10 protein-coding genes are annotated in these 12,367 nt (G+C 63.4%); 4 read left to right on the top strand and 6 right to left on the bottom strand.

Going from position 1 to position 12,367, the window contains the following annotated elements:
- Positions 1–162 precede the first annotated feature (162 nt).
- From AC1DMY_RS08100 to cmk, 3 genes are all read right to left on the bottom strand, one after another.
- Positions 163–450 (bottom strand): integration host factor subunit beta, encoded by a 288-nt coding sequence (locus AC1DMY_RS08100; RefSeq protein ID WP_046973381.1) that lies wholly within the window; start codon positions 448–450, stop codon positions 163–165.
- A gap of 73 nt (positions 451–523) precedes the next feature.
- Positions 524–2,197 carry a 30S ribosomal protein S1 gene (rpsA, locus tag AC1DMY_RS08095; protein WP_204636274.1) on the bottom strand — a complete coding sequence of 558 codons (1,674 nt, stop codon included), beginning with the start codon at positions 2,195–2,197 and terminating at the stop codon, positions 524–526.
- 167 nt (positions 2,198–2,364) lie between these two features.
- The gene (cmk, locus tag AC1DMY_RS08090; protein WP_477164452.1) at positions 2,365–3,045 is read right to left on the bottom strand and encodes a (d)CMP kinase; all 681 of its coding nucleotides are present in this window, start codon (positions 3,043–3,045) and stop codon (positions 2,365–2,367) included.
- A 115-nt stretch (positions 3,046–3,160) separates the two neighbouring features.
- Here cmk and AC1DMY_RS08085 point away from each other — a divergent pair, with 115 nt between their 5' ends.
- The 4 genes from AC1DMY_RS08085 (at position 3,161) to ykgO (ending at position 7,254) form a co-directional block, all read left to right on the top strand.
- Positions 3,161–3,418 (top strand): acyl-CoA-binding protein, encoded by a 258-nt coding sequence (locus tag AC1DMY_RS08085; protein ID WP_477164451.1) that lies wholly within the window; start codon positions 3,161–3,163, stop codon positions 3,416–3,418.
- A 313-nt stretch (positions 3,419–3,731) separates the two neighbouring features.
- Positions 3,732–5,750, top strand: coding sequence for an oxidoreductase (locus tag AC1DMY_RS08080; protein ID WP_477164450.1), 2,019 nt, complete (start codon positions 3,732–3,734; stop codon positions 5,748–5,750).
- Between the two features lie 354 nt (positions 5,751–6,104).
- Positions 6,105–7,001: a LysR substrate-binding domain-containing protein gene (locus AC1DMY_RS08075; protein WP_477164449.1), complete on the top strand. Its 897-nt coding sequence runs from the start codon at positions 6,105–6,107 to the stop codon at positions 6,999–7,001.
- Between the two features lie 127 nt (positions 7,002–7,128).
- A complete protein-coding gene (ykgO, locus tag AC1DMY_RS08070) occupies positions 7,129–7,254 on the top strand; it encodes a type B 50S ribosomal protein L36 (protein WP_010342887.1) in 126 nt (41 codons plus the stop codon).
- Between the two features lie 169 nt (positions 7,255–7,423).
- Here the strand turns inward: ykgO and greA are convergent, their stop codons facing one another.
- The 3 genes from greA to carA are packed head-to-tail and all read right to left on the bottom strand — an operon-like array spanning position 7,424 to position 12,253.
- Positions 7,424–7,900, bottom strand: a complete 477-nt coding sequence (gene greA / locus AC1DMY_RS08065) for a transcription elongation factor GreA (RefSeq protein WP_441604142.1) — start codon at positions 7,898–7,900, stop codon at positions 7,424–7,426.
- The gene (gene carB, locus AC1DMY_RS08060) at positions 7,897–11,124 is read right to left on the bottom strand and encodes a carbamoyl-phosphate synthase large subunit (protein ID WP_477164448.1); all 3,228 of its coding nucleotides are present in this window, start codon (positions 11,122–11,124) and stop codon (positions 7,897–7,899) included. The genes greA and carB overlap by 4 nt, the downstream gene beginning before the upstream one ends.
- Positions 11,117–12,253, bottom strand: coding sequence for a glutamine-hydrolyzing carbamoyl-phosphate synthase small subunit (carA, locus tag AC1DMY_RS08055; protein ID WP_477164447.1), 1,137 nt, complete (start codon positions 12,251–12,253; stop codon positions 11,117–11,119). Before carA ends, carB begins: the two co-directional genes overlap by 8 nt.
- Positions 12,254–12,367 lie beyond the last annotated feature (114 nt).

The raw sequence follows: 12,367 nt of genomic DNA, 5'->3' as shown, positions 1-12,367 counted from the left end.
TACCCGATTGCCGTGGAGCGGCACAGGCGGCTGTTCGGCCGACCTTCAGAAATGGGCCGCCGTTCGTTTTTTCCTGCTCCGCCCGCTGAAAAAAAGAAGGCAGGAACGGCTCATCGCCGTCCTGCCTTCCAAAGATCGTGGTGATTCCCGTCGAACGGGTGATCAATCCAGATTCAAGTTGACGCGCTCGCGCAATTCCTTGCCCGGCTTGAAATGCGGGACATGCTTGCCTGGCAGGGCCACAGCGTCGCCGGTCTTGGGATTGCGTCCCATACGCGGCGGGCGGTAGTGCAGCGCAAAGCTTCCGAAGCCTCGGACTTCGATGCGCTCGCCATTGGACAGGGCATGGCTCATCTGTTCGATCACGCTCTTGACCGCCAACTCCACGTCGGCGAACGCAAGGTGGGTCTGACGCCGTGCCAGCGCCTCAATCAATTCGGATTTGGTCATGGGTCCCCAATGTCCGTGACGTGTAACCGCGGGGCGACGTACCGCCGCCCCGCATTCCTGCTTTGCTTAGTGCTTAGTCAGCCTTGTTGAGCTGCTCTTTGAGCAGCGCGCCAAGCTTGGTCGTGCCGCCGGAAGCGGACGAGTACTCGGCCATGGCGTCGGCAACGTCTTCTTCGTCCTTGGCGCGGATCGACAGCTGCAGCTGGCGGCCCTTACGGTCCATGCCGGTGAACTTGGCTTCGACCTTGTCGCCGACCTTCAGATGCTGCGTGGCATCGTCGATGCGCTCCTTGGCGATGTCGTTGGCGCGCAGGTAACCCTCGACGCCCTCGCCCAGGTCGATCACGGCGCCCTTGGCATCCACTTCCTTGACGGTACCGTTGACGATGGTGCCGCGCGGGTTGGTAGCCATGAACTGACCGAACGGATCCTGCTCCATCTGCTTGATGCCGAGGGAGATGCGCTCGCGCTCCGGATCAACAGCCAGCACCACGGCTTCGATCTCGTCGCCCTTCTTGAAGTTGCGGACGAGGTCTTCGCCAGACGCCTGCCAGGAGATGTCGGACAGGTGAACCAGGCCGTCGATGCCGCCGTCCAGACCGATGAAGATGCCGAAGTCGGTGATCGACTTGATCTGACCGGACACCTTGTCGTTCTTCTTGTGCATCGCTGCGAAAGCTTCCCACGGGTTCGAGCGGGTCTGCTTGATGCCCAGCGAGATGCGGCGACGCTCTTCATCCACGTCCAGGACCATGACCTCGGTCTCGTCACCGACCTGCACCACCTTGGCCGGGTTGACGTTCTTGTTGGTCCAATCCATTTCGGAAACGTGCACGAGGCCTTCCACGCCCGGCTCGATCTCAACGAAGCAACCGTAATCGGTCACGTTGGAGACCTTGCCGAACAGGCGGCTGCCGACCGGGTAGCGGCGAGCGATGGCGACCCACGGGTCGTCGCCCAGCTGCTTGAGGCCCAGCGACACGCGGTTGCGCTCGCGGTCGTACTTCAGCACGCGCACGTCCAGCTCGTCGCCGACGTTGACGACTTCGGACGGATGACGCACGCGCTTCCACGCCATGTCGGTGATGTGCAGCAGGCCGTCGATACCGCCCAGATCCACGAACGCGCCGTAGTCGGTGAGGTTCTTGACCGTGCCCTTGACCACTGCGCCCTCGGTGAGGCGCTCAAGCAGCTTCTCGCGCTCTTCGGAGAACTCGGTCTCGACGACGGCGCGGCGGCTGACCACAACGTTGTTGCGCTTGCGGTCGAGCTTGATGATCTTGAACTCGAGGTCCTTGCCTTCCAGGTAAACCGGATCGCGGACCGGACGCACGTCGACCAGCGAGCCCGGCAGGAATGCGCGGACGTCCTTGATGTCGACGGTGAAACCACCCTTGACCTTGCCGGAGATCTTGCCGGTGATGGTCTCTTCCTTGTCGAAGGCCTGCTCGAGGTCGTCCCATACCATGGAACGCTTGGCCTTCTCACGGGAGAGCTTGGTCTCGCCGAAACCGTCTTCCAGGGCGTCGAGGGCAACCTTCACCTCGTCGCCTACCTGCACTTCCAGCTCTCCGCTCTCGTCCTTGAACTGCTCGATCGGGACGATGCCTTCGCTCTTCAGGCCAGCGTTGATCACGACGACGTCGTTGCGGATTTCCACAACGATACCCGTGACGATCGCGCCCGGCTTCAGCTTGGAGATAGCCTGTTGGCTCTGTTCAAACAGTTCGGCAAAACTTTCAGTCATGTTGATTCCAGAAATGAGAAAAGGCCTTAAGTCCTATGCGCGCCGTGGAATGAATAGCGCACAGACAGTCGGCCCACCGGTTATGGGTGTCGCCGGATCGCTCCGTTGGCACCGTTGACCAAGACCCCTGCCGCGGCAGGGGCGCCAAAAGCCGCCGGCAGCCCTGGTCAGGACTGCACGACAGCCAATACTTTCGCGACGACGACGTCGATGCCCATGCCGGTGGTATCAATGAAAACCGCATCGGCGGCCGGCTTGAGCGGCGCGACGGTTCGTGACGCATCACGTTCGTCGCGCGCCTCGATCTCGCGCTGAAGAGTGGCAAGTGTAACGCTCAGCCCCTTTTCCTTCAACTGCTTATAGCGCCTTTTCGCCCGCTCGGCGGCGCTGGCGGTCAGAAACACCTTGAAGGGCGCCGAGGGAAAGATCACGGTGCCCATGTCGCGACCGTCGGCAACCAGGCCCGGGGCCTTGCGAAAGCCCAGCTGCATCTCTACAAGTGCTTGACGTACCGAAGGAATCGAGGCGATGGCCGAGGCCGCGCCGCCGGCCGTTTCAGTCCGCAGCTCGTCCGTCGCATCGTGCCCGTTGACCATGATCCGGGTATCACTGCCATCGGTCGTCGCCACGAAGCGGATCTTGGTGGTCTGGGCGCAGCGGGTCACCGCTTCGGCGTCGGACAGATCCAGCCCTTCCATGCCGGCCGCGTAGCCAACGGCCCGGTACAGGGCGCCGGAATCCAGCAGGCGCCAGCCCAGCTTCTCAGCGACCATGCGACTGATGGTGCCCTTGCCCGACCCCGAGGGTCCGTCGATGGTGAGTACGGGGACGGACTGCGATGAAGTCATGGGGGCTCCTGACGGCGACGAAAGAAAACGCATATGCTATCGCGTTGGTCCTCGCACGGAACGCGGGATGTCCACTCGCCATCTCTTTCCGTCAGACCCTATGCAACTTCACACCATGACCGATCTGCGCCGCGAATTCGATCAGGCCGCCGAAGATATCCAGCGGCTCGGCCAGCGGCCGGACAACGACACCCTGCTCAAGCTCTACGCCTTGTACAAGCAAGGCTCCGAAGGCGATGTCCATGGCGACCCGCCGGGCTTCTTCGACTTCGTGGGTACCGCCAAGTACGAGGCCTGGGCCCATCTGCGCGGCGTTTCCGAAGAGGAAGCGATGCAGCGGTATATCGAGTTTGTGCACGAGCTGCTGAGCTGAGTATCCGACTGGCGTCCAGGCTTTTGCGCCAGGCGCAAGCTTCGTCCGTTGCCGGATGTCCAGTTCTACCCCTGGCGCTTCGCTGAAGAGTTCGTCACCCCCTGCCCCTCCTCACCGTCATCCCGGCGAAAGCCGGGATCCAGTGCCTTGTTCCTTGCCTGAAGGCTCAAAAGGCGCTGGATCCCGGCTTTCGCCGGGATGACGGTGAGGGAGGTCATGCGCGTCCAGAGGCCCTTCCTCCTCACGCCCCTTGCTTTCAAACGCCCTCCACAGGCACATTCATACGATCGTTTGAACCTCGTCGACGGTCCGCATGAACTTCCCCCATTTGTTCTCCCCGCTCGACCTTGGGCATACCACCCTGCCCAATCGCATCCTGATGGGCTCGATGCATACCGGGCTGGAGGACAAATCCAGCGACTACGACAAGCTCGCGGCCTATTTCGCCGAGCGGGCGCGCGGCGGTGTGGGCCTCATGGTGACGGGCGGCATTGCGCCCAGCATCCAGGGATGGTTGAAACCGTTCGGCGGCAGGCTGAGCATGCCGTGGCATGTCGCGCGGCACCGCAAGCTGACCCGGGCGGTGCATGGCGAAGGCGGCAAGCTGTGCATGCAGATCCTGCATGCGGGTCGTTACGGCTATCACCCCTTGTCGGTTGCGCCATCTAAGATCAGATCCCCGATCACGCCGTTCACGCCGCGCGCGCTTTCCTCGCGCGGCGTCGAGCGCACCATCGGCGATTTCGTGGCTTGCGCGAAACTCGCCCAGGATGCCGGTTACGACGGTATCGAGGTGATGGGTTCGGAAGGCTATTTGATCAACCAGTTCCTGGCCTCGCATGCCAACCAACGCAGCGATGGCTGGGGCGGCGACGCCGCCAAACGCATGCGTTTTCCCGTGGAAATCGTGCGTCGTACGCGCGAAGCGGTAGGCCGCGACTTCATCATCATCTACCGCCTGTCGATGCTCGACCTGGTGCAGAACGGCCAGGACTGGAGCGAGATCGTCACGCTCGCCAAGGCCATCGAAGCGGCCGGCGCCAGCATCATCAATACCGGCATCGGCTGGCACGAAGCGCGCGTACCCACCATCGTCACCAGCGTGCCGCGCGCGGGCTTTGCGTGGGTCACCAGGAAGCTCAAGGGCGAAGTATCGATTCCGCTGATCACCACCAACCGCATCAATATGCCGGAGGTGGCCGAGCGGGTTCTCGCGGACGGCGATGCAGACATGGTGTCGATGGCGCGCCCGTTGCTGGCCGACCCAGAGTGGGCGCTCAAGGCGAAAGCGGGACGCAGCGATCGCATCAATACCTGCATTGCCTGCAACCAGGCGTGCCTCGATCACGTCTTCAAGAATCAGCGCGCGAGTTGCCTGCTCAATCCGCGCGCTTGCCACGAAACCGAGTTGCGCATCGAGCCGACGACCTTGCGCAAGAAGATTGCCGTGGTCGGTGCCGGCCCTGCCGGCCTCGCCTGCGCCAGCACGCTGGCCGAACGCGGCCACGCGGTGACTTTGATCGACCAGGCTGGCGAGATCGGCGGCCAGTTCAACTATGCGAAACGGATTCCCGGTAAAGAAGAATTCCACGAGACCCTGCGTTATTTCCGTCATCGTCTGGGCGACGCCGGCGTCACGCTGAAACTTGGGCAGGTCGCCGATGCATTGACGCTCGCCGCCGAAGGCCACGACGAAGTGGTGGTGGCCACCGGCATCACGCCGCGTCATGTGCAGTTCCCTGGCAGCGATGATCCGCGCGTGCTGAGCTACCTCGACGTGCTCGCGCACAACAAGCCCGTAGGCCAGCGCGTCGCCATCATCGGCGCCGGCGGCATCGGCTTCGACGTGGCGGAATTTCTGGTGGAACACGCACCATCGGCCACTCTCGACGTGACGCGCTGGACGCGCGAATGGGGCGTGGATATGCAGCTCGATAGCCGCGGCGGACTCGCCCCCGCCCAACCGGAAGCGCCGGCACGCCAGCTGTGGCTGCTGCAGCGCTCCGAAGGACGCCCTGGCGCCCGCCTCAACAAGACCACCGGCTGGGTGCACCGCGCTACGCTCAAGGCCAAGCGCGTCACCATGCTGGGTGGCGTCACCTATGAGCGCTTCGACGACGAAGGGCTGCATCTCACGGTCGACGGCAAAGCCCAGCTGCTGCCGGTCGACAACGTGATCATCTGCGCCGGCCAGGAGCCCAATCGGTCGCTGGCTGATGCCTTGGTGGCAGCTGGCATCACCACCCATGTCATCGGCGGCGCGGATGTTGCCGCCGAACTGGATGCGAAGCGGGCGATTGACCAGGGGACGAGGCTGGCGACGAGGCTCTGACGAGCGGACAGCTTCGTTTGTGGGAGCGCACCCTGTGCGCGACTGAGCCCGCCCCAGTCGCGCACAGGGTGCGCTCCTACAGGAGGCGGCTTCCCAGCCACAAACGACAACGCCCGGCCTTTCGGCCGGGCGTTGCGTCTGAAAAGAAAGCGCCCCGCTGGGCGACGCGTCGATATGGGTCAGGGGGGAGGAAGACCAGATATCGCGGGGATAGCGTCGCAGCGGGGCGAGGGTCGCCGCCACCTGGGGGGAGGGGACGGTGGCGGGACGAAAGAAATAATATGATCGACGGGTTATAGAAACAAATATATATTTAGGCATCGACTTATTCGAAAACCCTATTAAAGCCTCCCCATGTTCGACTTCAGACAGCTTCGTTACTTTGTAACGGTTGCCGAGGAGCTGAGCTTTACTCGCGCAGCCCAGCGGCTCTACATCTCCCAGCCGCCACTTTCTCAGCAGATACAAGCGCTTGAGAACGACTTGGGAGTGCGCCTGCTGGAGCGGAACAAGCGCAACGTCGCGTTGACCGAATCCGGCAAGCTGTTCCTGGAACAGGCCAGACAGATCCTGGCCAAGGCCGAAGAGGCCCGCGCCCAGATGGCAGACGCCGCCACCGGCTTCAGCGGCAAACTGCGGCTGGCCTATACGGTGTCGGTGACCTTCCACCCCGCCCTGCCCCAGACTTTGTTGCGCTATCGCAGCTTTGCCCCCCAGGTGCGGCTGATCCTCAGCGAGATGTACACCGAGCAGCAGTACGCCGCCCTGTTGGCTGGCGAGGTTGACGTGGGCTTCGTGCGCGACGAACCCGAGCACCCCGGCATGGCCAAGCTCCTGCGCCTGGACGTGATCGACCGCGAACCGCTGCTGCTCGCCCTGCCCGCCAACCACCCGCTGGCCGACCGCGAAAGCATCTGGCTGCGCGAAGTGGCCATGGAGGCCTTCGTGGTCCAGCCGCGCGAACTGGCCGCCACGCTGTACGACCGCCTCGCACAGATCGCCGCCAAGGCCAACTTCCACCCGCTGATCAGCCAGCAAGCGCAGCAGATCAACGGTCTGTTGGTGCTGGTGGCCGCCGGCATGGGGCTGGCCCTGGTGCCCGCTTCGATGCGCTCGGTGAGCCTGCCTGGGGTGAAATACCTGCGCCTGGAGGACCCCGATGCCTATATGCTGCTGGCCCTCGCCAGCCGGATCGACGAGCCCTCGCCCGTGGTCAGGCGTTTCCTGAGTGCCATGACCGAGTCCGATTGATACGCGGCGCTTGTGCGGTTCATCATGAACAGGCAATTGGCAGGCGATCCAAAGACTTGTGCGACTCCTGAAATCTGTTTACACTTGCCGTCTTGTATTTTTCTTTTAATAGTTTCAGGAGCTGGCCGTGAAGGTGCTTTCCTCTTTGAAGTCCGCCAAGGCGCGGCACCGTGACTGCAAGGTTGTGCGTCGTCGCGGCAAAGTGTTCGTGATCTGCAAGAGCAACCCGCGTTTCAAGGCCCGTCAGCGCTAATTGCTAGCTGCGATGAGTCTAAGAAAAAGGGCCGCGAAAGCGGCCCTTTTTTGTTGCCTCGGTTTTTCAGAATTCCGAGGCCTCCCTGTGGGAGCGCACCCTGTGCGCGACTGGGGCTAGACTCAGTCGCGCACAGGGTGCGCTCCCACAGGTGTTTTTTCCCGCAAGATCAGGCGTAACGCACGCCCGTGATCTCGTAATGCTTCACACCGTTCGGCGCGGTGAACTCAAAGCTGTCGCCTTCGCTCTTGCCGATCAGGGCGCGCGCGATCGGTGAGGAGACGGCGATCAGTCGCTGCTTGATGTCGGCTTCCAGGTCGCCAACGATCTGGTAGGTCACCGCTTCACCGCTGTCCTCGTCTTCCAGATCCACGGTGGCGCCGAACACCACGCGCGAACCGGCCGCGAGGCGGCTGACGTCGATGACCTCAGCCGTGGACAGCAACGCTTCCAACGCCGCGATGCGACCTTCGATGAAGCTCTGCTGCTCGCGTGCCGCGTGGTACTCCGCGTTCTCTTTCAGGTCGCCATGCGCACGCGCCTCGGCGATGGCCGCGATGATATGCGGCCGATCGGTGGACTTCAGCTTTTCCAGCTCGCTACGAAGGCGCTCGGAGCCTGCCTTGGTAATGGGCGCACGACTCATGCTTTCAGTTCCTTGTGCAGTTCCTGCAGGCTGTGCACCGAGCCGTCGCCGTGATAATCCAGCGAATGCACCAGCGCGCGGGCGCCCGCGACCGTGGTGGAGTACGTGACGCGCTGCTGCAGGGCTTCACGTCGGATCGAGAACGAGTCGGCAATCGCCGCCTTGCCCTCGGTCGTGTTGACGATATAGACGATCTCGCCGTTCTTGATCAGATCGACGATGTGCGGACGGCCTTCGATCACCTTGTTGATGCGCTCGCAGGCCACGCCATGCTCGGCCAGATACTTGGCCGTGCCGTCGGTGGCGACCAGGCTGAAGCCGCGCTCCAGCACTTCACGGGCAACCGGCAGCAGGCGATCCTTGTCGGCATCGCGCACCGAAACGAACACCTTGCCCTTCGGCGGCGTCTTGATGCCGGCGGCATCGTGACCGCGCGCAAAGGCAGCACCGAAGCTGCGGCCCACGCCCATCACCTCACCGGTGGAACGCATTTCCGGGCCGAGGATCGGATCCACGTTCTGGAACTTCAGGAACGGGAAGATCGCTTCCTTCACCGAGTAATAGCTCGGGATCACTTCGCGCGTGGTGCCCTGCTCGATCAACGAACGGCCGGCCATGGCGCGCGCGGCGATCTTGGCGAGCGGCACACCGGTGGCCTTGGACACGAACGGCACGGTGCGCGAGGCGCGCGGGTTCACTTCCAGGATGAACACCGTATCGCCCTGGATGGCGAACTGCGTATTCATCAGGCCGATGACCTTCAGCTCCTTCGCCATCGCAGTGACCTGGCGGCGCATTTCATCCTGCACCTCCTGGGTCAGCGAGTACGGCGGCAGCGAGCAGGACGAGTCGCCCGAATGGACGCCCGCTTCCTCGATATGCTCCATGATGCCGCCGACCAGCACGTTGCCTTCGGCGTCGGCGATGATGTCCACGTCCACTTCGACCGCGTGATCGAGGAAGCGATCGAGCAGCACCGGCGAATCGTTGGAGACTTGCACCGCGTCGCGGATGTAGCGCGAAAGATCGGCATCGCTATAGACGATTTCCATCGCGCGGCCGCCCAGCACGTAGCTCGGGCGAACCACCAGCGGATAGCCGATTTCGCGTGCCGAGGCCAGCGCCTCTTCCGGCGTGCGCGCGGTGCGGTTCGGCGGCTGCTTCAGGCCGATCTTTTCGATCATCTGCTGGAAGCGCTCGCGGTCTTCGGCCAGGTCGATGCTGTCAGGCGAGGTGCCGATGACCGGTACGCCAGCCGCTTCCAGCGCACGTGCAAGCTTGAGCGGCGTCTGGCCACCGTACTGCACGATCACGCCCTTGGGCTTCTCCAGATCGACGATTTCCAGCACGTCCTCAAGCGTGAGCGGCTCGAAGTACAGACGGTCGGAGGTGTCGTAGTCGGTCGAGACCGTTTCCGGATTGCAGTTGACCATGATGGTTTCGAAACCATCCTCGCGCAGGGCGAGCGCTGCGTGCACGCAGCAGTAGTCGAACTCGATGCCCTGGCCGATGCGGTTCGGGCCGCCGCCAAGCACGACGATCTTGTCGCGATTGGTCGGGTTGGCTTCGCACTCTTCCTCGTAGGTCGAGTACATATAGGCCGTGGTGGTGGCGAACTCGGCGGCGCAGGAGTCCACGCGCTTGTACACCGGGCGCACGCCCAGCGTACGACGCAGATGGCGCATGGCCGCTTCGTTGGTGTCGAGCAGTTCGGCGAGGCGCGCGTCGGAGAAGCCCATGCGCTTGAGCTCGCGCATGCGCGCAGCGTCCAGCACGGTGATGCCCTGCGACTGGACGTCCTTCTCGGTGAGAACGATGTCTTCGAACGCCGCCAAGAACCAGGGATCGACGCGGCTGAGGCCATACACGTCTTCCAGCGACAAGCCGGCGCGGAACGCATCGGCCAGATGGAACACGCGATCCGGACGCGGCTCGCGCAGTTCGCGCTTGAGCGCGTTGACGCCCTCTTCGGTCGTCAGATCAAGGCCGGTCGGGTTGAGGCCGGTCTTGCCGATTTCCAGACCACGCAGCGCCTTCTGCAGCGATTCGTGGAAGGTGCGGCCCATCGCCATCACTTCGCCGACGGACTTCATCTGCGTGGTGAGGCGTGCATCGGCCGAGGGGAACTTTTCGAACGCGAAGCGCGGAATCTTGGTGACGACGTAGTCGATGCTCGGCTCGAACGAGGCCGGGGTCAGGCCGCCGGTAATGTCGTTCTTGAGTTCGTCCAGCGTGTAACCCACCGCCAGCTTCGCCGCGATCTTGGCGATCGGGAAACCGGTGGCCTTGGAAGCGAGCGCCGACGAACGCGACACGCGCGGATTCATCTCGATCACCACCACGCGGCCGTTCTCGGCATTGATGCCGAACTGCACGTTGGAGCCGCCGGTATCCACGCCGATCTTGCGCAGCACCGCGATGGAGGCATCGCGCAGGCGCTGGTATTCCTTGTCGGTGAGCGTCTGCGCCGGCGCGACCGTGATCGAGTCGCCGGTGTGCACGCCCATCGGATCGAGGTTTTCGATCGAGCACACGATGATGCAGTTGTCCGCCTTGTCGCGGACCACTTCCATCTCGAATTCTTTCCAGCCGAGCACGGATTCCTCGACCAGCACTTCGCCCACCGGCGAGAGCTCGAGGCCGCGCTTGACGATCTCTTCGAATTCTTCGCGGTTGTACGCGATGCCGCCGCCGGAACCGCCGAGCGTGAAGCTGGGGCGGATGATGGTGGGGTAACCCACCTTGGTCTGGGTGATCAGCGCCTGTTCGAAGGTGCGCACCACTTCGGCCTTCGGGCACTCCAGGCCGATCTCGGCCATGGCGACGCGGAACAGCTCGCGGTCTTCGGCCATGCGGATGGCTTCGCGCGAGGCGCCGATCAGCTCGACGTTGTACTTCTCGAGCACGCCGTGGTCGGCGAGATCCAGCGCGCAGTTGAGGCCGGTCTGGCCGCCCATCGTCGGCAGCACCGCATCGGGGCGCTCCTTGGCGATGATGCGCTCCACCGTCTGCCAGTTGATCGGCTCGATGTAGACGGCGTCGGCCGTCTCCGGGTCGGTCATGATGGTGGCGGGATTGGAGTTCACCAGGATGACGCGGTAACCCTCTTCCTTCAGCGCCTTGCAGGCCTGTGCGCCGGAGTAGTCGAACTCGCAGGCCTGGCCGATGACGATCGGACCGGCGCCGATGATGAGGATGCTCTTGATATCGGTGCGCTTAGCCATGCGTGCGGGCCTCCTGCATCAGGGCGGCAAAACGATCAAACAGGTAGCTCATCTCGTGCGGGCCGGGGCTCGCTTCCGGGTGACCCTGGAAGCAGAACGCCGGACGGTCGGTGAGCGCGAAGCCCTGCAGCGAACCATCGAACAGCGAGGTATGGGTGACGCGCACGCTCGCCGGCAGCGTGGCCGGATCGACCGCGAAGCCGTGGTTCTGCGAGGTGATCAGCACGCGGCCGTCGTCGAGATCCTTCACCGGATGGTTCGCGCCGTGGTGGCCGAACTTCATCTTCAGCGTCTTGGCGCCCAGCGCCAAGCCCATGATCTGGTGACCCAGGCAGATGCCGAACAGCGGGATCTTCGCATCGAGAAACTGCTTGGTCGCTTCGACTGCGTAGTCGCAGGCGGCCGGATCGCCGGGGCCGTTGGACAGGAACACGCCATCAGGCTTCATCGCCAGTACGTCGGCGGCCGGCGTCTGCGCAGGCACCACCGTGATGTCGCAACCCTGCTCGGCCAGCAGGCGCAGGATGTTGTACTTCACGCCGTAATCGTAAGCCACGACCTTGAAGCGTTTGGACGGCTGATTGAAGGCCGTGCGATCGAGGTCGTAGACGCCCTCGTTCCACTGGTAGGACTCACCCACGCTGACCACCTTGGCCAGATCCATGCCGTTGAGGCCAGGGAACGCGCGCGCCTTGGCGAGTGCAGCTTCGACGTCGATCTGCTCGCCAGCGACCATGCAGCCGTTCAAAGCGCCCTTGTCGCGCAGGATGCGGGTGAGGCGGCGGGTGTCGATGCCGGCCAGGGCCACGATGCCGTGGCGCTTGAGGTAATCGGTCAGGCTTTCGGTGCTGCGCCAGTTGCTGGCACGACGCGGCACGTCGCGCACGATCAGGCCGGCGGCGTGGACCGAAGCGGACTCTTCGTCCTCGACGTTGACGCCGGTGTTGCCGATGTGCGGATAAGTCAGGGTGACAAGCTGTTTGGCGTACGAGGGATCGGTGAGGATCTCCTGGTAGCCGGTCATGGCGGTGTTGAAGACCACCTCGCCGACAGTTTCGCCAGTCGCGCCAACGGCGTAGCCGTGGAACACGCTGCCGTCTTCGAGGGCAAGCAGAGCGGGAATAGGCATCGGAGGACCGCCTTTTAGGTGCAGCAAGGTCCGCAAGCCGCAGCAAAGCAGGCTTGAGGACCTTAGTCGAGGAATGTTGCAGGGCGGGTCGCAATGATAGGTGCAAGCCCTCTT

Source organism: Dyella sp. 01L423 (genome assembly GCF_056399945.1).
Note: the sequence above shows the minus strand (reverse complement) of the source record. Positions and strands in the feature narration are given on the sequence as shown.